The following is a 23186-nucleotide window of genomic DNA, read 5'->3' on the forward strand; positions in this document are numbered from 1 at the left end:
AAAAGGCCATTAAGGCCTTTTTTATTGAGCAAAATCACGTTTATTTTTCAAGTAAAATATCGTGGATTTTAGCTAAATCAGATTTACCTTCAATAATTTCATCCGGCGTTAACCCTGATAATTCATGCGGGAATACTAACCATTCTTCAGATTCATGAATGTAGTAATCAGGCACTGTATCAACTTTTGAATTTTTTGGCTTGTAGTATGGACAAGCAATACGAATATCACGTGGTAAGTTTAAACGCATTAGCTCAGAAAGCTTCTCTTTTAACGCTACAATGCTACGACCTGAGTCAAACACATCATCCACAATTAACAATGAATCACCCGCATTCGCGTTTTCAACAATGTAGTGTAAACCATGTACTTTGATTTCTTTTGATTGCTTGCCAATACCGTAATAAGACGACGTACGCACCGCAATATGATCGGTTTCTATACCTTTGTAATCATAATATTCTTGAACTGCAATCCCAATTGGAGCACCACCGCGCCATATACCAATAATAAAATCTGGACGAAAGCCATCTTTATACACTTGTGCCGCTACGCGGAATGAATCTTCAAGTAATTGTTGAGCCGTGATATAGCACTTTTCTGACATAGTAAGGATCCCAGTGGTATGTATAATATTTGAGCGAGGTTTAAATGAAATAGATGCCCAAACACGTATTGGCGAAGGATTTTACCGTAAATAAAACAAAATTGCTTGTATGGCGGATAAAAAAATAGGCACCCTAAGATACCTATTTTTTAACTAATTGCTTAATCTTGGTTGATTAAGCCTTTTCAAGCAAGGTACGCGCGACTGTACGCATACCTTGAGTAGTTGCGCCTGAAGCCCACTGGCTAGTGCCGCCACCCATATTAAATGCAGCCGCTAAATCAATATGTACCCAACCTTTACCATCGTTTGGCACAAAGCGAGATAAGAAACCTGCTGCATTTGAAGCACCACCATAGCCACCGCCTTTTTGTGCACGGCTGTTTGCTGTATCTGCATACGGTGATGGGCAGTTTTGTTGATGCCACTTTTCAAGCGGTAATGGCCAAGCGGCTTCCATTTCTTGTGATGCAAAGTCTTCTACTTCACGCACTAGCTCTTTATCAAGGGCAAATAACGCGTTGTATTCTTGACCAACGGCAACAAGGGCTGCGCCCGTTAATGTTGCTGCATCAATAATAAGTGGTGCGCCTGTCTCACCTGCCGCCATTAGGCCATCAGCTAATACTAAACGGCCTTCAGCATCTGTGTTTACAATTTCAACGGTTGTGCCATTTTTGTAGGTAAGAATATCACCTAGTTTGTATGCATGGCCGGAAATTAAGTTCTCTGCACAACATAAAAACAGCTTAATACGCTTTTCTACACCACGATTAATGGCCAGCGCTAAACCTGCAGTTACCGTTGCAGCTCCACCCATGTCGCACTTCATGCCTAACATGCCTTCGCTAGATTTAATTGAGTAACCACCTGAGTCAAATGTAATACCTTTACCTACAAGTGCTGCGCTTACTGGTGCGTTATCATCGCCAGTTGGGTTGTAATCAAGCTCAAGTAATACAGGTGGGCGTTCACTACCACGACCTACAGCATGAATACCAATCCATTGCTGCTCTAATAGCGCATCGCCTTTTATTATTTGGTAGCTAACATGCTCTGGTGCCAGTGATTGAATAAATTCAGCCGCTTTTTCTGCTAGGCTCTCTGGGTAAATGTCATCGGCGGTGCCGTTAACCATTTCACGTGCCCACGTTGCTGAAGCTTTTAAATCAGCAAGTTCTTTTAAATCAGATTGTGCATTATCAACAAACTCAACACCGTGCAGTACTTTTGGTGATACAAAGCCTTGGTAAAATGCCCATTGGCTCTCTGTACACCAAACATCGCCTTCAAGCACAACACTTTTAATACCTTGGCTTGCAATAGTACGACCTGCTTTTTGCACGTTTTTTAATGTTTCTTGCTCAGATAAATGAACCGTTGCGCCGTGTTCGTTAAAAGATAGTGACGCACTTTCGCCCCAGTGTCCTGGTGCCGACTGCTCGCTTAATTGAACAACAAATTTTTCACTCATGTTAGAATATCCTTGCACTTAAATGTATGGTTGAGTTTACTATAGCGCGCTTAAGTTCCCAACTGCTTGCGGTAAATAACCTCAAATAGTCCGTAAAGTCTTATTTTACTTAACCTGAACCCTGGTTATATAAGGAAGTCATTAATGAAGTACACCCCGCCATTACAATCTGCTACGTTATTAAAACGTTACAAACGCTTTTTAGCTGATTTAGAGCTCAGTGATGGCAGCACTTTTACCGCTCACTGTGCTAATACGGGGAAAATGACGGGCTGTGCTGACTCTGGTTTTAATGCCTTTTATTCCACCAGCAGTAACACCAAACGAAAGTACCCACAGTCATTAGAGCTGACGCAAAATAACTTATCACAGCTTATTTGTGTAAATACAGCCGTTGCTAATAAAGTAGTTGAAGAAGCGATTAACGCTGAAGTAATTAAAGAGCTGACAGGCTATCAGCAAGTCCAAAGTGAAGTGAAATATGGCAGTGAAAACAGCCGCATTGACTTTTTACTTACCCACAATAGCAAAGCTAATTGCTATGTTGAAGTTAAATCAGTCACGCTCCTAAGTGAAAAGCACCCACAAAGCGGCCAAGGTTACTTCCCAGATGCGCAAACAGTTCGTGGGCAAAAGCATATTCGTGAATTAATCGAAATGGTAAAACAAGGGCATCGTGCGGTGTTACTATTTGCGGTGCTGCATCAAGGGATCACACAAGTGAGTGCGGCGGCGCATATAGATTCAACCTATGCACAATTACTAAGCGAAGCGATTGAGCAAGGCGTAGAAGTATTAGCTTATAAAGCCCATATTTCTGCCAGTGAGGTAACTTTAGTTGAGAAAGTGGAGTTTGTTGAGTAAAAGCGCCAGCATCAACACTAGCGCTCAAAGTCTGCTTACTCTTTATTCATTGATAAATCCATTTCATCAATTAAATTAAGGTTAATATCTTCATCTTTAAACAGGATGGGTCTCAATACGGGTGTATTTGAATAAAAACGCGATTGATCATCAAAATGTTCAGAACTTGAATCAGAGCTTTGCGACATAGTTAACAGCCCTTTTGCTACAGGGCCATCATCGGTAAAGTTCATTACAAACATCCAGCTCGATCCGTAATTAACAGGGTAGCCATTGGCAGATAAATCAGAGCGTAGTGGTTTACCAGTTATTGCATCATTTAACGTTTGATGATCGATATACGGGATCACCGTAGAAAATGAGCGACTGCTACTGCGATCAAAGCGATATACATTAAAGCCGCCTTCCACACTCATTGGTCCACTCCAAGGTAATTGCTCGCCTGAGGCAATACCACCCGCTAGTGTTTTTTCAACAAATTGCAGATCACCTAAGGTGCTGTTTAATGCCACGCCATTAGTTTGCAAATTAAGAACCGCATGGGCTAAAGCGGTTAATGCAGAGCCATCTGCACGCAATGTATTAGGTGTATTTGCAGGATTGGTTACATCAAAGTTAGCATATAAGTATTTATCGCCATCAAATAGATGGGCAAACTCTCTAATTAACGCAGCCCCTTGTGTATCAAGGTTCATAGCACCATTCCAGCCCTCTAACACTGTACAAGCAGCTGTTAGGTCAACACTTGCGCCATTACTAAGGGTTACCGGTGTTGTGCCACGCGCTTTACATTGGGCAACTAAGTCATCAAACACCAATTCACCTAAATAAATACGATTACCAACCAGCGCATTTTCAAGCTCAACTAAGTCAAACTTGCTGTCTTCACCGCCTCCCTCTTTTATGAGCTTCAAACCCATACGGGTACGCAATGATAATGGCTGATGAACATCGCCATATTGCGCAGCAAAGCCCACAAGAGGTTGTTCAAGATTAGTAACCCAATAGCTGTCATTTGAGTTTTGTACGTAGTCAGTGCGACTTAGTTGGGGAGCTTGTTCAAAAGGCACAACGCCTTGCGGCTCAAATAACTTTAAGTTACCAGGTACTAAATCAAAGCCCGTCGACTCTCTAAGTGCAACCAATTCAGGTTGCAAACGAATTGCCATATTTGCGGTATCACCCAGTTTCAAAACGGTGCTGTCATCAACAAAAAAGACATTACCTTCTTTATCGCTGGCCATGGTGTTATTAAAAGAGACGCCATCGTATTTAGCAAACGAGGCCTTCATCTCTTCTAAGCTGGTTGCTTGATTAATAGCTGACCACTGAGCAACCACATCCATATTAAATTCATTGGCATCTTTGATGGTAAATGCTTGGCTGTCGTTCCACCCTAAACCATTTGCGGCAGGTGTTTCAATCATTAAACCATGGTGGCTATAGTAAAACGGTTTGCTAAGTGTAATTGTGGTCCCTGGTGCTACAGTTACCTCAACGTTAATTGTTTTGGAAGTAATTTCATAATTATCACCCTCTACGCTATAACCCATGCGGTCATTATCATTGAGTGCCAACTGATAAATTAAAAAATGGCGCGCAGTAGAAAAAGTATGGGTCCAAGCTATGTGCTCATTAAAACCAATATTGATAACCCCTGGCATGCCTTGCAAACTGCCACCCATTACATTCATAGCATCAGGAATGGTTAGGTGCGATTGCCAAAACCGTAAATTACCTTCATGTGGAAAATGAGGGTTTGCTAATAAGCCCCCTTTGCCGTTGGCCATCATATCTTTACCAAGCCCCCAACCGTTCGAGCCTAAATGTTCAAACTTTTTCTCTAACTTAAACTGCTTTGCTCGCTGATTAATATTACCCACTAATGACGACACGCTACTCGGTGCACCCGCAGTTGGAGCAGGTAAATACTCATTGGAATCACCTGGGTTGGCTAAAAAAGCGAGCTCTAAAAAGTTCGCCGAACTTGCCAATTGCACTGTTGCCATAGAATAGGCCAACATATCTTCTGCACTCAAACTGGTTACCCAAGGGGCACTGGCACATTCAGGCGCTAAGTTATCAACCCCAGTATCAGTAACGTATTTATTAAAGCCTTGCACAAACCCTTCAAAGTGGGCTCGGCTGTTATCTTCTAATTGATTATAATTAGCTTGAGCATATTCATTTACTCCCAAGGCTTTATAACCAAAATCAGAAATTAAATGTACTGAATCGCCACTGCCGGGGACTTTATCTGGGCCGTAGTATTTAGAGCGCTCGCCACGCACTTTAATAATTTGATCCATCAATAAACACGCATGATCTTTAGCGTAGGCATAGCCACTACCAAACGCTAAACTTTCTAAGTTATCAGCCGTAATATGCGGCACACCAAAGGTGGTCCAACGGATATTCGCATCAAGTTTATTATCGTCATCAAAGGCAATTATTGGCGCGCTTGTTTCTGGCGCAGGATCAGGCACCACGGCAACCGGTGGCGCAACATTATTGTCATTATCTTCGCTACAACCAATTAAAAGTAGGCTACTGGCGATACAAAGTGAGAGTAAATGGGGTTTCATTGCGATGTTCCTTGTCATTATTATTGTTTAACCTAACAACCATGCCGTAAATCCTAGTTAAAATCTTGACCTCAAACGCACAAAATTGACTTTATGCGCCAGTTAAGGCAGTTTAAACTTTAACCATATAGAAAAGGATGTTTTATGTATTTTGTAAGTAGCCAAATTATTCGCTCTTTGACGAGTTATTTAGCTTCTCAAGGCCTGAGTAAACAACACTTACTTAATAATATTACTCAAGGAGAGCTGCAACTTAACAATAGTCGTTATAAATACCCCCTTAGTGATTACGAAAAACTCATGACCATTGGCGCAAAACAATTAAATAGGCAAACAATAGGGCTTGAATTTGGGCAGGCATTAAATGCACAAAATTGGGGATTGCTGGGGCATATTGCTTTAGTAAGTGACTCTTTATTAAGTGCATTACAACATGCTTTAAAGTTACATACCTTAGTTAGAAACATTGGCACTATTAGCCTAAATCATCACCCACAATACAGCAGCCTGGAATGGCACCCTAAAACGGCTGTCACACACTACATGGCAGATGAACTTTTTAGTAGCTGGCTTGCTTTTGCTAAACAATGTTGTGAATGGCAAGCTTCGCTGACGCTCAGCCAAGTAAAGTTAATGCGCCCACAACCTCCAACCAGTGAAGCAAAGCAGTATGATTTGCTGTTTAACTGCCCAATTGAGTTTAATAGCACAACAAATAGCATGACCTTTAATAGCCAATTACTACACAGCCCATTAAAAGGCGCTAATAACGAGCTAGAAACCCTATTAGCCGCACAAGCTATTAACTATAACCATGAAGCCCAGTACATCAGTCAGCTCAAAGCGCTAATAACCCAACACCTGCCAGAGCGTTTAAGCGTTCAGCAAGCGGCACAGGCGCTAGCATTATCAACCCGCAGCCTACAGCGTTACTTAAAACAACAACACACCAGCTACAGCAAAATTATTGACGATATATGTAAACAACAAGCGCTCATATTACTAAAACAAGGACTCAGTTCGTTAAACATTGCCACTGCACTGGGTTTTTCTGAACAAAGCGCATTTCAGCGCGCATTTAAACGTTGGTATTGCGCCACGCCAAAAAAATACTTAACCAAAAAGTAAAAATAAGTTGTTTTTATTGTTATTGCCCATATAACTACGCCAGTTTATAAACCAATACTGTGATAAGAAAGTATAAGTAGTGCTTTTACTACTTTTATATCACCAAACAGGGTTAAGCTAATTCGATTATTTAAAAATAAATTTGCCTAGGGTATGAGTTTCTGTTATTTATACCGCCGGCTAATGCTGAGGCATTAAATTAAGGATTTAGGAGAGAGTTATGCCAGACCAAAAAAGACATGGTTTATTGGCTCAAGCCGGTTTAGAACCATACCAAGAAAAACCGGGTGAAGAGTACATGAATGATGCACAACGTGCTCATTTTAAAACAATTTTAGAAACTTGGCGTAATGATTTACGTAACGAAGTTGATCGTACAAAATCACACATGCAAGACGAAGCAGCTAACTTTCCTGATCCCGTTGACCGCGCAGCACAAGAAGAAGAGTTCTCATTAGAGCTTCGTACTCGTGACCGCGAACGTAAGTTGATTAAGAAAATTGAAAAAACAATTATATTAATTAAAGAAGACGAATTTGGCTTTTGTGAGTCTTGTGGCATTGAAATTGGCATTCGCCGCTTAGAAGCGCGCCCTACTGCTGATTTATGTGTAGACTGTAAAACACTTGCTGAAATCAAAGAAAAGCAATCTGGACGCGGCTAATTAAGTATAGCCATGTCTTCTACAGCCGTTACTGCGCAAGTACCTAACTATCGCGGCCGATTTGCACCGTCCCCTTCCGGACCGTTACATTTTGGCTCACTTGTGGCGGCTGTAGGTAGCTACCTAGATGCAAAAGCAAACCAAGGAAAGTGGTTAGTTCGCATCGAAGACATAGACACCACTCGCGTTGTAAAAGGCGCCGCCACCGATATCCTAAATACCTTAGACGCCTACAACCTCAATTGGGATGAAAACGTTGTGTACCAAACACAGCGTCTTACTATCTACCAAGATGCCGTGCACTCTTTATCACAGCAACAGCTTGTGTATGCCTGCCAATGCTCCCGTAAGCAAATAAAAGCCCTCGGCGGCATTTATCAAGGGCAGTGTAAACACAGTCAACTAAATGAACAGGGGCATGCCCTGCGCTTAAGCCAATGCCATGCAACTGTTGATTATAACGACCTTATTCAAGGGCATATTGACGTTGACCCAGCCCTCGCTCATGAAGATTACATAATAAAACGTAGTGACGGTTTATTTGCCTATCAACTGGTGGTGGTTATTGATGACATTGAGCAAGGGATTAATCGTATTGTACGAGGCGCTGATTTAATTGAACCGACTGCGCGTCAAATCAGTTTATTTAAACAACTTAATTGCCCTATTCCAGAATTTGCTCATTTACCTTTAGCGGTAGCAAAACCGGGATTTAAACTCTCTAAGCAAAATTATGCCCCTGCAATTTGCAAACAAAATCCAAAACCTACTTTAATAGCTGTATTTAAATTTTTAGGCCTGCCAATACATGAGCAATTAATGGATTTAACCTGCGAACAATTACTCGCTTGGGGCGTGGCACATTTTAACCTAAGCCTTGTTCCTGCTAAGCGCGAAATACAGATTTAACCTTCCATTACGTATTACGTGTAATTAATTCAAATAAAATCGTTAAAAATGGCTTAATTTCAGTGCTGCAACTTAATTTTTTTACCTTGCTGGTATATGATAGCCGCCTAAATATATGCTAATTACATTGAACGGTAAAAATAACGCTTTAAGCGAATACTTGCTGTGATTTTGATTGCAATGGCGAGCAAATCAACCGCTTCTCTAGGAGACAGACTATTATTTCCAAGCTTTTTCAATTTTGTCGACAAATTATCGGCCCAAGTGCCAATAACGAAAATGTCGCAATCAGCAGTGAGCCGTTAGTGATCCCTAGAGGTGAGCATGGTATTTCTCGCAAACAATTTAGCCCAAATGCAATCAAAGTACTCTACCGCCTGAAAGATGGTGGTTATGATGCTTACTTAGTTGGTGGTTGCATTCGCGATGTATTGTTAGGTCAACAACCTAAAGATTTTGATGTTGTAACCAATGCCACCCCTGAGCAAGTAAAAAAACTGTTTCGTAACTGTCGCTTAATTGGTCGCCGCTTTCGTTTAGCGCACATTGTTTTTGGCCGTGAGATTATTGAAGTGGCAACAATGCGCGGCCATCACGAAGCACAAGAAGATAAAAATCAAATTAGTCAGTCAAGTGAACACGGGCAACTTCTTCGCGATAACGTATTTGGGAGCATTGAAGAAGATGCAGAACGTCGTGATTTTTCAATCAACGCTTTGTACTACTCCATTAATGATTTTTGTGTTTACGATTACGCAAATGGCTTAGCCGCTATCAAAGCAAAACAAATTGAGTTGATTGGCGATCCTGAAACACGCTACCGTGAAGATCCGGTTCGTATGCTTCGCGCAGTGCGCTTTGCTACCAAGTTAGATATGCAAATAGCGCCAGCAAGCGAAAAACCGATTACCGAATTAGCAAGCTTGCTTGATAATATTCCGCCAGCGCGGTTATTTGAAGAAATACTCAAGCTATTTTTAAACGGCAAAGCACAGCAAAACTTTATAATGTTGCGTCAGTACGGTTTATTTAAGTCGTTATTTCCTGAGCTAGACCGCATTTTAGATAAAAACCCAGGCGGACTTGAAGAAACCTTCATAAAGCAAATGTTTGCCAACACTGATATCCGTATTAATGCTGATAAAAAAGTCACTCCTGCATTCGTATTTGCAGCGTTACTGTGGTTCCCGCTAATTGAACGTACTGAAAAAATTAGACGCCAAGAGCAACTATCTGAATACGATGCATTTGCTCAGGCAATTAATAAAGTACTGAGTGAGAATGCCCAACACATTGCCGTGCCAAAACGCTTTACGTTAGGTGCTCGTGATATTTGGCATATTCAACAGCGCTTAGATAAACGTGCTGGCCAACGTGCCTACCGCTTAACACAGCAGCCACGCTTTAAAGCCGCTTATGATTTTTTACTATTGCGTGTTGATGCTGGTGAAACTGAGCATACAGAACTGGCACAGTGGTGGACACAATACTTAGGCCAAGATATTAATGGCCAAAAAGAAATGGTGCGAGAGCTTGGTCATCAAGGCGGTCCAAAACCACGTAAGCGACCTCGCCGTCGTACTACTAAAAAGCCAGCTGAGTAAATAATGCAACGTGTCTACTTGGGGTTAGGTGCAAACCTTAACAGCCCTAAAAAACAACTTGATAACGCTGTTATTGCACTTAAAAGCTTGCCAAACAGCGAATTTATAGCCTGCTCGCATTATTATGCGAGCAAGCCTATGGGACCACAAGATCAACCTGATTATGTGAATGCGGTCGCCTGTATCAACACTTCACTTGAGCCAGAGCAACTACTTGATTTAACCCAAGCCATAGAGCTGGAACATGGTCGAGTTAGAAAGGCTGAGCGCTGGGGCGCACGCACACTGGATATTGATATTTTATTATTTGGTGAACACATTTTAAATACCGAACGTTTAACCGTACCTCATTATGGATTAACTGAGCGAGAATTTGTTGTTTACCCATTGCAAGAAATTGCACCGGAACTGATTTTACCTAGCGGCGCATCTATCCAACAGATAGCAAATACCTTACCGCTTAACGACTTACAACAATTACCACGGTAATTAATTAAGGCCATTGTCTGCGAGAATATTATGTCTAAAATAACCGTTTCAACTTTGAATAAAATGAAGGCTGAAAGTAATAAAATCACTGCGTTAACAGCTTACGATGCTAGTTTTGCTAAGTTATTTCATGATAACGGCGTTGATGTTGTTTTAGTTGGTGATTCTTTGGGTATGGTATTACAAGGTGGCGATGATACCTTAGCGGTTACAAACCAAGAAATTGCCTACCATACTCGCTGTGTGCGCGCAGGAAGCCGTGATTTATTTGTTATTGCTGATTTACCATTTATGACCTACGCAAACCCAAATGATGCGTGTAAAAATGCTGCAGAGCTGATGCGCGCGGGTGCTAATATGGTCAAACTTGAAGGCGGTGAATGGCTGCATGACAGCATTAAATCACTCACCCAACAAGGTATCCCGGTATGTGGCCATTTGGGTCTTACACCACAATCTGTGCATGTATTCGGTGGTTTTAAAATCCAAGGCCGTGAAGAAGCGCAAGCGAAAAAAATTATTGCCGATGCAAAAGCATTAGAAGCCGCAGGTGCTCAACTACTGGTGCTTGAATGTATTCCAAGTGCCTTAGCAAAACGCGTTACTGAGTCATTGAGCATTCCTACAATCGGGATTGGCGCCGGTAATGTAACCGATGGCCAAATTTTGGTTATGCACGATTTAGTGGGTATTTCTGCAGGTTACATTCCTAAATTTTCAAAAAACTTTTTACTCGAAACAGGTAATATGCCTGCTGCGGTTAAAAAGTATTGTAACGATGTCAAAAGCGGCGTATTCCCAAGCGCTGAACACGAGTTTAAATAATGCAGTCAATCACTGAAATTAAATCATTACGCAGTCAAATTAGAGCATGGCGCCAAGCCGGTTTAAGCGTCGCATTTGTACCTACTATGGGCAATTTGCATCGTGGTCATTTTTCACTGGTAGAAAAAGCAAAAACACTGGCCGATAAAGTCGTCGTGAGTATTTTTGTTAACCCAATGCAATTTGGCGCTAACGAAGATTTAGACAGTTACCCGCGCACCTTGGATGCAGATAAACAAGGTTTAGCCGATCTTGAAACAGATATTTTGTTTATTCCCAGTGTAGAAACTATTTACCCTAATGGGTTAGGTGCACAAAGCTTTGTTGATGTACCCGGTATTTCAATGGGGTATTGTGGCGGTTCACGCCCAGGTCACTTTAAAGGCGTAGCGACTGTTGTTACTAAGCTATTTAATTTAGTACAGCCTGATTACGCTTGTTTTGGTGAAAAAGATTTTCAGCAGCTACAAGTGGTTAAAACCATGGCCACTGATTTATCAATACCAGTAGAAATTATTGGCGTACCTACCATGCGTGAAGTTAGCGGCCTCGCTATGAGCTCGCGTAATGGGTATTTATCAGCTGATGAAAAACACACCGCTCCCGCTTTATTTAACACCTTAAAACACTGTGCTCAGCAACTTAAAAGCGGTAATAAAGACTTTGCCACACTTGAAAATGAAGCGAAGAGTGCATTAGAAAACGCAGGTCTAAAACCAGATTATTTTACGATAGCTCAACGAGATACATTAAAAGCTGCTACACTCGAAGATACACGATTTGTAATTTTAGCTGCCGCCTTTTTAGGTAGTGTTAGATTAATCGACAACCTACAAGTTGAAGTTTAATCTTGGTAGCTACACTTTAAGGACAAGCATGAAAACTTTTATAAAAACTAGCTGTGTGGCTTTTTCGTTTGCAGTTCTCGCTGGCTGTCAGAGCCAGGCGGGTAATCCGGCACTTAATCAATGTGCTCAACAAAGTTATCAATGTGAAACCAGCTGCGAGCAGCAAACAACGACCGATAGTCTTAAATCGCAAGTTTGCTCATCAAAGTGTATTGAGGCGTACAATCAATGCAAAGTACAAGCTGAAAACTTAGGTAAAGCTGACTAATAGCAATCGTCGGCATAAATTGTAAAACAAAAAAACCGCTCAATGAGCGGTTTTTTATTAATTGCTTCAGTTGCTTATTTCAAGCCTAGCTTTTTCAGTTCTAATTCAACTAACTTTGCAGAAAGTGGTACATAGCCATCTTTTTCTACAATTTTTTGACCTTCTTGAGAAAGTACCATCTTTAAGAACTCAGCTTCAACTGGGCCAAGTGGCTTATTTGGGTGTTTATTTACATAAACATATAAGAAACGTGACAGTGGGTATTTACCTTGCGCTACGTTTTCAAGCGTGGCATCAACAAAGTTAGTGCCTTTTTTCGATAACGGAACAGTACGTACACCCGATGTTTTATAACCAATACCAGAGTAACCAATCGCATTTAATGACGCTGAAATTGATTGTACAACAGAAGCTGAACCCGGTTGCTCGTTCACGTTATTACGAAAATCGCCTTTACATAACGCTTTCTTTTTAAAGTAACCGTAAGTACCTGATACTGAGTTACGTCCGTATAATTGCACGTCTTTTGCAGCCCAATCACCTTCTAGACCAACATCACTCCAGCGATTTACTTGCTCTGGTGCACCACATTTACGAGTTGATGAGAAAATAGCATCGATTTGATCAATGCGTAGTCCTTCGATTGGGTTATCTTTGTGTACAAATACGGCCAACGCATCAATTGCTACACGCACTTGTGTTGGTTTGTAGCCATGACGCTTTTCAAATGCTTCAATCTCTTTTGACTTCATTGCACGGCTCATTGGACCTAAGTTAGCCGTACCTTCAGTTAGTGCTGGTGGCGCAGTAGACGAACCTGCCGCTTGAATTTGAATATTTACATTTGGGTAAATACGTTTATATTCTTCAGCCCAAAAGGTCATCATGTTGGCTAATGTGTCAGACCCTACCGATGAAAAGTTACCTGATACACCGCTAATTTTTTGATACTCAGGAATACCGTCTTCTAATGCAACCGCTTGTGCAGATACAAATGTTGTAACAGCCACACCCATTGCGGCAACTAAGTTTTTAAATTTCATTTTGGGGTTCTCCAGTTTGTTCGTCCCATTTCCTAACTGCGGTTCACTCTAAAGTGAGTACATGACAATGGTGTGACTCTTAAATGACACTTTTATGACCACTCTAATTACGCCACTGATGGCGCAATTGCGATAAGTCTATCGCTTGAGAATGCGAAAGAAAAACAGGAACCTTTACCCAGTTCACTGTGGATTTTTAATTGACTACCATGGCGAGTAAGTACATGTTTAGTAATTGCCAAACCAAGTCCAGAGCCACCTGTAGTACGACTTCTGGCTTTATCTACTCGATAAAAACGCTCAGTTAAGCGGTTAATATGTTCAGGTGCAATACCATCACCATTATCGGTAACACTAAAACATGCTTGTTCGTTGTTGCGCTGCCAAAGCACCTCTATTTTACCGCCTGGTTTAGTATAATGAATGGCATTAAATACTAAATTTGAAAATGCACTTCTAAGTTCATCCTCAGCACCGGTAATATCAAGTGATGTATCAATATTAAAAGTAAGTTGATGGCCTTTGTCTTGATTAATAGATTTCGCTTCTGTTTCAATTAAGTTTAATAATCGTGGCACATTCACCGCTTTGTCATTACTGTGTTGCTTTGCTCCTTCGATGCGCGATAACGACAACAACTGATTGACTAAGCTATCCATACGCTTGCATTGCTCTAGCATAGTAGTTTGTGCTTTATTCCACATTGCAGGCGGGGGCAGTGAATCACTATCGAGCATTTCAAGGTAGCCGGTAACAACCGTTAAAGGCGTTCTGAGCTCATGAGAGACGTTTGCTACAAAGTCTTTACGCATTTGCTCAAGTTGCTTTAAGCGAGTGACATCGCGTACCACTACCAACAACTGTGTATTGGCATAGGGCATCACCCTAAATTCAAGAACTTGCTCAACACTGTGACCACTTTCAAGCTCCAGTGCATCGCTAAACTCTTTACGGCGCATATATTTAGCAAATTTAGGATCGCGAATGAGGTTATCTAAGCGCTGACCATGATCAACCGGCCACTGTAACCCTAGCACTTTGAGTGCAAGCTGATTACACCACACAATTGATAAATCGTTTTGTAGTACAACAACGGCATCAGGTACGGCCTCAGCGCCGTCGCGAAAACGCCGTATCAGTTCTGCCAACTCATTACGCTTTTTACGATTGCGGTGTTGCAGCTGATAAATACCTTCAAATACTTGCTCCCACGACCCTTCCCCTTCAGGCGGGTTAAAGCTGCGTTGATTATGCAGCCAGTCACTTAAGCGATAAAGCTGATGGTAATGCCACATAAGTAGCGAAAAAGCACCCAAAAACAACATCAAAAATGGGGCACCAATAAGCACCCCAATTAAAAGCAAAGGTATAAAATAGACAAACAGCCGTTTGGTTAACGCCTGCTTGTTAATAACTCGATACATACACGCTCTTTACCTTATAAACGCTAGCAGAAGTTTGACTGTGCTAGGTTAATAGATTGTGACTTACGAAGTAAACTTATAATTTACTCGAAAAGCGATAACCAGCACCGCGAACTGTTTGTACTAAGCGGTCATGCCCAAGGGTTGCAATTGCTTTACGCAGGCGACGGATATGAACATCTACAGTTCTATCTTCAACATAGACGTTAGTACCCCATACATGATCAAGTAATTGCTCTCGGCTATATACACGCTCTGGATGGGTCATAAAAAAGTGTAAAAGTCGAAATTCGGTTGGTCCCATATCAAGCTCACTGCCACCTGATGTCACACGATGCGAAATAGGATCTAAACGCAAACCATGTACTTCAATGGCCTCTTCAAGTGAGGTAGGAGCAACACGACGAATAACCGCTTTAATACGCGCCATTAACTCTTTAGGTGAAAACGGCTTAGTAACGTAATCATCAGCACCGACCTCTAAACCGCGTATTTTATCTTCTTCTTCGCCGCGAGCAGTCAGCATAATGATAGGAATTTGGCGTGTGTGTTCATTTTGTTTGAATTTTTTAGCGATTTGAATTCCACTACCGCCAGGTAGCATCCAATCGAGTAACACCATATCTGGATAAGGTTCAACCATTGCTGATATTGCAGAATCATAATCTTCTGCCTCAATGGCTTGAAACCCATTTTGTTCTAAAACAAAAACCAACATTTCCCTGATAGGTGCTTCGTCATCAACGACTAATACTTTACGTGACATTCCAATTTATCTCTTAGGCTATTGAGTAGGTTTCATTATTATGACTAAGTATGACATTTTTATTAAAGTGTAACGTGGAAATCAAAATGAGCGTAAAAAAAACACAAAATAGTGACAAAAAATTAAATATGTCATCTTTGTATCATCATAAGCTGTAAATAAAAAAGCGGTTTGAGGTGTTAATAGCTTAAGAATTGCGCATAGTTTTAATATTATTTATGAGATCATCAAATTACTAAGCGACGAGTTTTAACAGCTATATTTTTAGTCTGATCATAAAAGCTGACTGCGCCACGACACTATTTAGATCAGCTTTATTAAGATCTTAAATATCAGGATCAGAGTTTTATCAAGCAGATCCCTTTGCGGATCACTATTTTACCCACTACTAAAGCTAAACTAATGATTTTTTGTATAATTTTCATTCTACCATTGCGCTTTACGATGCCTAAATGAGTAAAACATGCCCATTTTAGCGCTTTAGTTAGTAAAGTAATGATCCCAGATATGACAAGTTAGTAATCGAGTGATCCCAAATTAATAACTAGGTAAAATACTGATCCCCCACAGATCAAAAAAGCCAGTGCATAGGCAACTGGCTTTTATAATGAGTACGAGAGTATCGCTATTATTGACTCATTATTTTATTTTTGGGTTTAGCTCACCGCTTAAGTATTTAAGGTGCATTTCATCCAATGAAATTGGCTTAATTTTACTTGCTTGACCTGCAGTACCAAACGCTTCGTAACGAGCAATACAAATGTCAGTCATTGCTTGCGTTGCAGCGGCTAAGAACTTACGTGGGTCGAAGTTAGACGGGTTCATTGCTAAATGACGACGGATTGCACCGGTAGACGCTAAACGTAAGTCAGTATCAATGTTTACCTTACGCACACCGTATTTAATACCTTCAACAATTTGCTCAACTGGCACGCCGTAAGTTTCTGGGATCTCACCACCGTATTGGTTGATCACCTCTAACCACTCTTGTGGTACTGAAGACGAACCATGCATAACTAAATGCGTGTTTGGTATACGCGCATGAATTTCTTTAATACGATCAATTGCTAAAATGTCGTCGGTTGGTGGACGAGTAAATTTGTAGGCACCGTGTGATGTACCACAGGCAATAGCCAGCGCATCAACATGGGTTTTATTTACAAAGTCTGCCGCTTCTTCTGGATTTGTTAGCATTTGCTCAGTGGTAAGTTTACCCTCAGCGCCAACACCATCTTCTTCACCCGCTTCACCAGTTTCAAGTGAACCTAATACACCTAGCTCACCCTCTACAGATACGCCACACGCATGCGCCATTTCAACTGTTTTACGTGTTACATCAACGTTGTAATCGTAGCTTGAAGGTGTTTTACCATCGCTCATTAATGAGCCATCCATCATTACTGATGAAAAACCTAGCTGAATTGAACGCTGACATACACCCGGTGATGTACCGTGATCCTGATGCATAACCACTGGAATATGTGGCCATTCTTCAACTGCCGCTAAAATCATATGACGAATAAAAGGTGCACCGGCATACGCACGTGCGCCCGCAGAACCTTGCACAATAACAGGGCTGTTTGTTTTATCAGCCGCTTCCATAATTGCACGCATTTGCTCTTGGTTATTTACATTAAACGCGGGTACACCGTAACCATGCTCTGCGGCATGATCAAGAAGTTGTCGCATACTGATTAAAGCCATTGGGTATTCTCCAATTTATCGGTAGTTATTTTACTACCTAGTTTGAACGGATTTGTTAGTTTGGCGCAATCACTGCGCCATGAATTAAAAGGCAAATGGCCTAATATTCATATTATTAACGACTAAATAAAAGTGAGAGGTATTTACTCGTTAATTGTAGCAGATGTGGGATAAGCACATCTGCTTTACGGCTAGCTAATACCCAAAGGTATTATTTAGCGCGTGATTCTAGCATTGCAACTGCAGGTAATTTTTTGCCTTCTAAAAACTCTAAGAACGCACCACCACCTGTAGAAATATACGATACTTTATCACTAATGCCGTACTTATCAATTGCCGCTAGGGTGTCACCACCGCCTGCAATAGAAAATGCGTTTGAATCAGCAATCGCTTTTGCAATGGCACGTGTACCATTACCAAATTGATCAAACTCAAACACACCCACTGGGCCATTCCATACAACGGTGCCCGCATTAGCAATAATTTTTGCAAGTTGATTAGCAGTATCAGGGCCAATATCAAAAATCATATCGTCGCTGGTGACTTCACTTACATCTTTAAGTGTTGCTACAGCTGACTCTGAAAACTCATTACCTACAACAACATCTGTGGGTACCGGTATTTCGCCATCGTTGGCTTTCGCCGCAGCGCATAAACGATTTGCTTCATCCATTAAATCAGCTTCATAAAGTGACTTACCTACAGGATGGCCAGCAGCAGCAATAAAGGTATTGGCAATACCACCACCGGTAACAAGCTGATCAACAATTTTAGACAATGAATCAAGTACCGTTAATTTAGTGGATACTTTAGAGCCACCCACAATTGCTACTAACGGACGAGCAGGGTTATCAAGTGCTTTACCTAATGCTTCTAGTTCAGCCGATAATAATGGACCGGCACACGCGACATCAGCAAACAAACCCACACCATGGGTTGACGCTTGAGCGCGATGCGCAGTACCAAAGGCATCCATTACGTAAACGTCACATAATGCAGCTAATTGCTTTGATAAGGCTTCGTCGTCTTTTTTCTCGCCTTTATTAAAACGCACGTTTTCAAAAACAACCACTTCGTTATCTGCAACATCAACGCCGTTTAAGTAATCTTTTTCTAGGCGAACAGTTTGCTCAAGTGCATCATTTAAGTAATCAACAACCGGTGCTAATGAAAACTCGTCTTCGTATTGCCCTTCCGTAGGACGGCCTAGGTGTGACATAACCATCACTTTCGCGCCTTTTTCTAACGCAAGTTTGATAGTAGGTAGTGCTGCACGAATACGCGCATCTGACGTCACTTTACCTGCTTTAACGGGTACATTTAAATCTTCACGAATTAATACACGCTTGCCGTTTAAATCTAAATCTGCCATTTTTATGACCGACATGAACATCTCCTTAGTTAACGATACTGAACCTGAAATTAAAATATTACTTAAATGCCATCATAGCACGAGCGGTATCAAGCATGCGATTAGCAAACCCCCACTCGTTATCACACCAAACTAGTAATTTTATCAGGCGTTTATGACTAACACGTGTCTGTGTGCCATCAATAATACAAGAATGGGGATCGTGGTTAAAATCAACCGATACCAGCGGCTCTTCGGTGTAACTTAAAATACCTTCAAGCCTGTCTTTAGCTTGTGCTTTAAGCGCACTATTAACCGCGCTTAAATCAACATCGGTATTTACCGTGACACTTAAATCCATGGCAGTCACATTAATGGTCGGTACACGAACGGCAATGGCCTCAAAACGACCTTTAAATTTAGGTAAAATACGGTCGATACCACGGGCTAATTTTGTGTCTACCGGAATAATAGATTGGCTGGCGGCACGAGTTCGGCGTAAATCATGGTGATACGCATCAATCACTTGCTGATCGTTCATTGACGCATGAATCGTTGTAATGGCGCCAGATTCAATACCAAAGGCATCATCGAGTACTTTAATAACAGGAACAACGCAGTTGGTGGTACACGAGCCATTAGAGACAATAGTATGCTCGTTTTTCAGCTCATCGTCGTTTATGCCATACACAATGGTCGCATCTACATCATTATCAGCAGGATGAGAAAACAACACTTTTTTAGCGCCTGCGGCAATATGTAACTGCGCGTGCTCACGTGAGTGGTACACGCCTGTACATTCAAGTACCACGTCAACATCTAGCGTTTGCCATGGTAATTCAACTGGGTTTTCTTCACAAAATAATGCAATGGTATCATCAGCAACGCTGATAGTGTCTTCACCTAATTTAACTGGGAAGGTAAAGCGACCATGAGAGGTGTCGTATTTTAATAAATGGGCAATAGCTTCAGGGTCGGCTAATTCGTTAATCGCAACAATTTTAATCTCGTCGCTTAAGCCTGATTCGTATAGTGCGCGGACAATATTTCGACCAATACGACCAAAACCATTAATTGCAAGTTTGATTGCCATGAAATATAAAATCCACTCTAGTTACGTACAGAGAAAGGCAGCGTCGCCTTTTAGATGGCGGTATTGTAATCGACCTTGCCTGTGATTATAAGAGCCAAGCATTAGAAACTTTAAATTAACGTCAGAATCAACACGCAATGCGCTTTTACTTTTAGCTCGGCTAATAGGTATTTGCGGTATTTGCTATTTTAGTTTTAAATCAAACACCACGTTTATAGATGCTTTAACGCTTATTGTTGCACCTAAATATTGCTGTTGCGTAAATGGGCTCTCGTTATTTCTAGCAGCCATGCTATTTCTGTGGCTAGATAAAATAATGTGCTTAACACCGCTCGCGTCATAATCTGAGCTGCTGGAATTTGCACTAATACTATAAACGTTGCCAAGTTCAGCACCAAAAGACTGAGCGAGCTTATTTCCCTTCGCTTTTGCGTTATCGATTGCTAGTTGTGTCGCCTCTGCCTCTAACTGCTTAGCCTTGGAGGATAAACCATTAATTTTTTTGATATTGTCTATTTTTAAGCGTTGGGCAAAATCAATAAATTCATCGACTTTTTTAATATCTTTCAATGTGACTTTAACTGTTTTCAGTGCTAAATACTTATCGCCTGAAACAGTTCCAGATTCTGTACCAACCCTAGTGTATACCTTGCTTTTTAAACCCGATATATGAACATCACCTTGCCCAAAGGCGTATTTGTCTAATTCTTCGAGTAACAAACTAATCCGGCCATCAAGCTCACGTTTAGCCTCAAGTAATGTATCTTCAATGCTTTTTACTTCAAATATAATTTGAGCCATATCTGGCTCAACTAATACCTCAGCTGTGCCATGCACAGAAATATGACGATTAGCTGGCACGCCTGAATTAGCAAAAGCAATAAGAGGGAATAAGGTAATAAAAATAGCGATGATAAGTTTCATATTCGTTCCTTGAATTTTTAATTAAACATGCGTTCCCATAATTATACAAACAAGAAGAAAAGTAAACTGAATAAAACTAAGCCATTGTGCCTACTTTAAAGTTGGGTTTCGCTTCGCTCTTCAGAACCTACGTTAGATCGCCTACTTTAAGTTCTTTACCGGCGCCTATTTGGTGGCATTGGGCTAATAACAATTCGGCAGTGGCTTGTGCATCGGTAAGAGCGTGATGACAATGATAGTTTGGTAAATCGTAGCGATTACGGCATTCATTTAAGGTTAAATCATCTAATTTTATATCGCTTGCGTGTTGCAGTAAGCGCTTTTTTTCTATTTGTAAGGTATCGATGATCAGCTTAGGCCGCTGGGTGATCCCTGCATTTTTTAGTGCTAACTTTAAAAAGCCCCAGTCGAGCATGGCATTATGAAATACTAAAATGCAGTCACTAAAGTGAGCGCTTAGAGACATTAAAATACTCTGTAGGCTTTGCCCTTGTGCCACCGAGTCAGTACTAATGCCATGAAAAACAGGGCTTTGCTCTAGACTTTTAACCTCTTTATTAACGATATGCTGCGACTGACTGTTTTTAATACATTGATTATCAATCAGTACCCAAGCAACCGAAACAATTTCATGTTGTTTAGGATCAAGCCCTGTTAATTCTAAATCAATCACTAAGTAACGTTGCTTTAGAGCACTTTGCGCAAGCAAGTGGCGACGCTTTAAGTACCGCGTAATAAGCTGCTTAACCATTATTGTTACAAACTCCCACGCGCAAATTTAAACGCCGCGCCTTGCTGCGCTTGTTTTACTAGGTAAAACGCTTCTTTAAGCTGATGACGCTCTAACGAATTGAGTTTGTCTGGGTTAATACAATTACTAGGTAACCCTTCTTCGTTTATTTGCGTGCGCAGCCGAAGCTGAGTTAAAAATCGCCAACAATCTTTTAAATTATAAATATCTTCTTTGCTTAATAGTGAATACTTTAATAAAGCATCCAACCTCTCTTGGGTGTTAGCACGGCGAATGCCTACTTTTAATGCATAAAGTCGCGCTAGATCGTTAATGATCACTACCCCGCGCTTTTTAAGATCGATGTACTTATGGTGTTGCTCTGTTTTTTCGGTTTTAAAGTTATTGAATAAACCAATCGGCGCACTATTAGCATTAACATCGCTGGCCATTGCCGCATAAAAAAGATCGTTGCGAGAAATATGGGTCAACTCTTCACAAAACTGGCTATAAAGTGTGGTGGATCCTTCAATAAAACGCAGATCAAAAAAGATTTTACAGTTGAGCATTGCCTGGGGTGTGGGACTGGTGATCCACTTTAAAAACTTCGCCCGCCAATCACTAACACTCATTCGACACGCATCACTGCTAGCCATTATGTTACCAGGACAACGACGAATGCCGCACTCAACTAAGTTTTCACAAACAAATTCGCCCATCTGTTTAAAATATGCGTGCTGTTCATCGTTTAGACCATCAGGTAATAACAAGCCATTATCTTGATCTGAATGCAGTGTTTGCTCTTCGCGCGCTTGAGAGCCAAAACAAATAAAACTAAAACTGGTTGGCGCGGCGCCATGGTGTTGTTGAAATAAAAAAATTAGCCGCGAGGTCAATGCATCGGTTAAACCACTGAGTAACTTTCCGATCAGCGAAATATCATCAATATTATTTGAAAACCCTTTTAATAACTCAGGAATTTCTTTCGCGTAACGTTTTAAATCAGCCACATTATGGGCCTTGTAAATACGACCAATTAGCTGCACTGGGTCGCTTTTTTGTTGGCGTAGTAAGTCTGTACTGGTGATCATTCCTAGCGGTTTATGGTTTTCGTCAAGCACAGGTAAATGATGAATATTATGCTTAAGCATTAAGTGCAGCGCTGAAAACACGCGGTTATTTTCAAATATAAACTTAGGCTTATTGGTCATAATACTATTGATAGCTTGCGCGGGATCCACTTCATCAGCAAGCACTCGGTTACGTAAATCCCGATCTGTAACTACTCCAACAAGATGCGAATTTTCGGTGATCATCATTGATGAAATCCCATGCTCTTGCATTTTTTTAGCACTATGGCGGATGCTGGCATCGGGGGGCAGCGTAATCGCTTTGCGAGTCATGATCTCTGATATTTTACGCTCAGACCAGCTGTCGTTGTTACTTTTATAATGTGATGACAGCAATCGATTAGCATGAGCACGAACAAAGTATTGCTCGAATGCTTTATATTCTCGACGTAAGTAATCAAAATCCGTTTGGTCGAGCATATAGACAATGCCCTCTTTTTGTACTTCTAAACTGTTTTGTATTGAATCTCCCGTCAGTAACGAGGGGTAACCAAAGTAATCACCTTGAGTTAAACGCGTTACCGTATCGCCTTGAGCATCCACTAAATCGTATAACCCGGAACGAATTAAAAATAATTTAGGCTGTTCACTGTTAAGCCATTGCGTTTGGTTTTCTCGGGTCAAATAAATACTATCGAGATGGTTAACAAAATAACTGCAGGCGCTGTCCTGTAACATTGAAAATGGTGCTTGCTTGTTAATAAACTGCGCGACTTCCTGTTGCTCACTACTCATAAATCATCCTCAATAAAAAGC

At 41.1% G+C, this 23186-nt stretch carries 21 protein-coding genes; 9 read left to right on the top strand and 12 right to left on the bottom strand.

Going from position 1 to position 23186, the window contains the following annotated elements; translation table 11 throughout:
- Positions 1 to 40: 40 nt before the first annotated feature.
- Together B1F84_RS12380 and pepB are read right to left on the bottom strand one after the other, a co-directional pair.
- On the bottom strand, positions 41 to 607 hold the full coding sequence (locus B1F84_RS12380) for a phosphoribosyltransferase family protein (RefSeq protein WP_008111161.1): 567 nt from the start codon (positions 605 to 607) through the stop codon (positions 41 to 43).
- Between the two features lie 175 nt (positions 608 to 782).
- The gene (pepB, locus tag B1F84_RS12385; RefSeq protein WP_131691598.1) at positions 783 to 2081 is read right to left on the bottom strand and encodes an aminopeptidase PepB; all 1299 of its coding nucleotides are present in this window, start codon (positions 2079 to 2081) and stop codon (positions 783 to 785) included.
- 144 nt (positions 2082 to 2225) lie between these two features.
- On the opposite strand from pepB, the gene sfsA reads away from it, so the two are divergent.
- Positions 2226 to 2945 carry a DNA/RNA nuclease SfsA gene (sfsA, locus tag B1F84_RS12390; protein WP_131691599.1) on the top strand — a complete coding sequence of 240 codons (720 nt, stop codon included), beginning with the start codon at positions 2226 to 2228 and terminating at the stop codon, positions 2943 to 2945.
- A gap of 35 nt (positions 2946 to 2980) precedes the next feature.
- Here sfsA and B1F84_RS12395 read toward each other — a convergent pair whose 3' ends face one another.
- Positions 2981 to 5530, bottom strand: a complete 2550-nt coding sequence (locus tag B1F84_RS12395) for a penicillin acylase family protein (RefSeq protein WP_131691600.1) — start codon at positions 5528 to 5530, stop codon at positions 2981 to 2983.
- A 144-nt stretch (positions 5531 to 5674) separates the two neighbouring features.
- Between B1F84_RS12395 and B1F84_RS12400 the strand changes: the two genes are divergently transcribed.
- From B1F84_RS12400 to B1F84_RS12435, 8 genes are all read left to right on the top strand, one after another.
- The gene (locus B1F84_RS12400) at positions 5675 to 6658 is read left to right on the top strand and encodes an AraC family transcriptional regulator (protein WP_131691601.1); all 984 of its coding nucleotides are present in this window, start codon (positions 5675 to 5677) and stop codon (positions 6656 to 6658) included.
- Between the two features lie 220 nt (positions 6659 to 6878).
- The gene (gene dksA, locus B1F84_RS12405; protein WP_008111170.1) at positions 6879 to 7322 is read left to right on the top strand and encodes an RNA polymerase-binding protein DksA; all 444 of its coding nucleotides are present in this window, start codon (positions 6879 to 6881) and stop codon (positions 7320 to 7322) included.
- A gap of 12 nt (positions 7323 to 7334) precedes the next feature.
- Positions 7335 to 8231 carry a tRNA glutamyl-Q(34) synthetase GluQRS gene (gene gluQRS / locus B1F84_RS12410; protein WP_076918375.1) on the top strand — a complete coding sequence of 299 codons (897 nt, stop codon included), beginning with the start codon at positions 7335 to 7337 and terminating at the stop codon, positions 8229 to 8231.
- Between the two features lie 305 nt (positions 8232 to 8536).
- Positions 8537 to 9835: a polynucleotide adenylyltransferase PcnB gene (gene pcnB, locus B1F84_RS12415; protein WP_131691602.1), complete on the top strand. Its 1299-nt coding sequence runs from the start codon at positions 8537 to 8539 to the stop codon at positions 9833 to 9835.
- Between the two features lie 3 nt (positions 9836 to 9838).
- Complete coding sequence (gene folK / locus B1F84_RS12420) at positions 9839 to 10324, top strand: 2-amino-4-hydroxy-6-hydroxymethyldihydropteridine diphosphokinase (RefSeq protein ID WP_008111179.1); 486 nt, start codon at positions 9839 to 9841, stop codon at positions 10322 to 10324.
- Positions 10325 to 10354: 30 nt separating this feature from the next.
- Positions 10355 to 11149 carry a 3-methyl-2-oxobutanoate hydroxymethyltransferase gene (gene panB / locus B1F84_RS12425; RefSeq protein WP_131691603.1) on the top strand — a complete coding sequence of 265 codons (795 nt, stop codon included), beginning with the start codon at positions 10355 to 10357 and terminating at the stop codon, positions 11147 to 11149.
- A complete protein-coding gene (gene panC, locus B1F84_RS12430; RefSeq protein WP_131691604.1) occupies positions 11149 to 11997 on the top strand; it encodes a pantoate--beta-alanine ligase in 849 nt (282 codons plus the stop codon). The genes panB and panC overlap by 1 nt, the downstream gene beginning before the upstream one ends.
- Positions 11998 to 12025: 28 nt before the next feature.
- Positions 12026 to 12265, top strand: coding sequence for a hypothetical protein (locus tag B1F84_RS12435; protein WP_008111185.1), 240 nt, complete (start codon positions 12026 to 12028; stop codon positions 12263 to 12265).
- A gap of 74 nt (positions 12266 to 12339) precedes the next feature.
- Here the strand turns inward: B1F84_RS12435 and B1F84_RS12440 are convergent, their stop codons facing one another.
- The 9 genes from B1F84_RS12440 to B1F84_RS12480 form a co-directional block, all read right to left on the bottom strand.
- Complete coding sequence (locus B1F84_RS12440; protein WP_008111191.1) at positions 12340 to 13308, bottom strand: phosphate ABC transporter substrate-binding protein PstS family protein; 969 nt, start codon at positions 13306 to 13308, stop codon at positions 12340 to 12342.
- 107 nt (positions 13309 to 13415) lie between these two features.
- The gene (gene phoR, locus B1F84_RS12445; protein WP_131691605.1) at positions 13416 to 14732 is read right to left on the bottom strand and encodes a phosphate regulon sensor histidine kinase PhoR; all 1317 of its coding nucleotides are present in this window, start codon (positions 14730 to 14732) and stop codon (positions 13416 to 13418) included.
- Between the two features lie 76 nt (positions 14733 to 14808).
- Positions 14809 to 15498, bottom strand: coding sequence for a phosphate regulon transcriptional regulator PhoB (gene phoB / locus B1F84_RS12450; RefSeq protein WP_008111196.1), 690 nt, complete (start codon positions 15496 to 15498; stop codon positions 14809 to 14811).
- 639 nt (positions 15499 to 16137) lie between these two features.
- The gene (gene fba, locus B1F84_RS12455; protein WP_008111197.1) at positions 16138 to 17202 is read right to left on the bottom strand and encodes a class II fructose-bisphosphate aldolase; all 1065 of its coding nucleotides are present in this window, start codon (positions 17200 to 17202) and stop codon (positions 16138 to 16140) included.
- Between the two features lie 211 nt (positions 17203 to 17413).
- The gene (locus B1F84_RS12460; protein ID WP_008111199.1) at positions 17414 to 18589 is read right to left on the bottom strand and encodes a phosphoglycerate kinase; all 1176 of its coding nucleotides are present in this window, start codon (positions 18587 to 18589) and stop codon (positions 17414 to 17416) included.
- A gap of 43 nt (positions 18590 to 18632) precedes the next feature.
- On the bottom strand, positions 18633 to 19646 hold the full coding sequence (epd, locus tag B1F84_RS12465; RefSeq protein WP_010387623.1) for an erythrose-4-phosphate dehydrogenase: 1014 nt from the start codon (positions 19644 to 19646) through the stop codon (positions 18633 to 18635).
- Positions 19647 to 19829: 183 nt separating this feature from the next.
- Entirely contained in the window at positions 19830 to 20570 is a 741-nt protein-coding gene (locus B1F84_RS12470) for an SIMPL domain-containing protein (protein WP_131691606.1), read from the bottom strand.
- 127 nt (positions 20571 to 20697) lie between these two features.
- On the bottom strand, positions 20698 to 21321 hold the full coding sequence (locus tag B1F84_RS12475) for a 3'-5' exonuclease (RefSeq protein ID WP_131691607.1): 624 nt from the start codon (positions 21319 to 21321) through the stop codon (positions 20698 to 20700).
- A gap of 5 nt (positions 21322 to 21326) precedes the next feature.
- Positions 21327 to 23165, bottom strand: coding sequence for a DUF294 nucleotidyltransferase-like domain-containing protein (locus tag B1F84_RS12480; RefSeq protein ID WP_131691608.1), 1839 nt, complete (start codon positions 23163 to 23165; stop codon positions 21327 to 21329).
- Positions 23166 to 23186: the final 21 nt, after the last annotated feature.

Origin of the sequence: Pseudoalteromonas sp. DL-6 (genome assembly GCF_004328665.1) — a bacterium.
GTDB lineage: Bacteria > Pseudomonadota > Gammaproteobacteria > Enterobacterales > Alteromonadaceae > Pseudoalteromonas.

What these genes read in the sequence shown, in the direction of transcription:
- B1F84_RS12380 (WP_008111161.1), bottom strand. Translation starts at nt 607, where the DNA reads ATGTCAGAAAAGTGCTATATCACGGCTCAACAATTACTTGAAGATTCA.
- pepB (WP_131691598.1), bottom strand. Translation starts at nt 2,081, where the DNA reads ATGAGTGAAAAATTTGTTGTTCAATTAAGCGAGCAGTCGGCACCAGGA.
- sfsA (WP_131691599.1), top strand. Translation starts at nt 2,226, where the DNA reads ATGAAGTACACCCCGCCATTACAATCTGCTACGTTATTAAAACGTTAC.
- B1F84_RS12395 (WP_131691600.1), bottom strand. Translation starts at nt 5,530, where the DNA reads ATGAAACCCCATTTACTCTCACTTTGTATCGCCAGTAGCCTACTTTTA.
- B1F84_RS12400 (WP_131691601.1), top strand. Translation starts at nt 5,675, where the DNA reads ATGTATTTTGTAAGTAGCCAAATTATTCGCTCTTTGACGAGTTATTTA.
- dksA (WP_008111170.1), top strand. Translation starts at nt 6,879, where the DNA reads ATGCCAGACCAAAAAAGACATGGTTTATTGGCTCAAGCCGGTTTAGAA.
- gluQRS (WP_076918375.1), top strand. Translation starts at nt 7,335, where the DNA reads ATGTCTTCTACAGCCGTTACTGCGCAAGTACCTAACTATCGCGGCCGA.
- folK (WP_008111179.1), top strand. Translation starts at nt 9,839, where the DNA reads ATGCAACGTGTCTACTTGGGGTTAGGTGCAAACCTTAACAGCCCTAAA.
- panB (WP_131691603.1), top strand. Translation starts at nt 10,355, where the DNA reads ATGTCTAAAATAACCGTTTCAACTTTGAATAAAATGAAGGCTGAAAGT.
- panC (WP_131691604.1), top strand. Translation starts at nt 11,149, where the DNA reads ATGCAGTCAATCACTGAAATTAAATCATTACGCAGTCAAATTAGAGCA.
- B1F84_RS12435 (WP_008111185.1), top strand. Translation starts at nt 12,026, where the DNA reads ATGAAAACTTTTATAAAAACTAGCTGTGTGGCTTTTTCGTTTGCAGTT.
- B1F84_RS12440 (WP_008111191.1), bottom strand. Translation starts at nt 13,308, where the DNA reads ATGAAATTTAAAAACTTAGTTGCCGCAATGGGTGTGGCTGTTACAACA.
- phoR (WP_131691605.1), bottom strand. Translation starts at nt 14,732, where the DNA reads ATGTATCGAGTTATTAACAAGCAGGCGTTAACCAAACGGCTGTTTGTC.
- phoB (WP_008111196.1), bottom strand. Translation starts at nt 15,498, where the DNA reads ATGTCACGTAAAGTATTAGTCGTTGATGACGAAGCACCTATCAGGGAA.
- fba (WP_008111197.1), bottom strand. Translation starts at nt 17,202, where the DNA reads ATGGCTTTAATCAGTATGCGACAACTTCTTGATCATGCCGCAGAGCAT.
- B1F84_RS12460 (WP_008111199.1), bottom strand. Translation starts at nt 18,589, where the DNA reads ATGTCGGTCATAAAAATGGCAGATTTAGATTTAAACGGCAAGCGTGTA.
- epd (WP_010387623.1), bottom strand. Translation starts at nt 19,646, where the DNA reads ATGGCAATCAAACTTGCAATTAATGGTTTTGGTCGTATTGGTCGAAAT.
- B1F84_RS12470 (WP_131691606.1), bottom strand. Translation starts at nt 20,570, where the DNA reads ATGAAACTTATCATCGCTATTTTTATTACCTTATTCCCTCTTATTGCT.
- B1F84_RS12475 (WP_131691607.1), bottom strand. Translation starts at nt 21,321, where the DNA reads ATGGTTAAGCAGCTTATTACGCGGTACTTAAAGCGTCGCCACTTGCTT.
- B1F84_RS12480 (WP_131691608.1), bottom strand. Translation starts at nt 23,165, where the DNA reads ATGAGTAGTGAGCAACAGGAAGTCGCGCAGTTTATTAACAAGCAAGCA.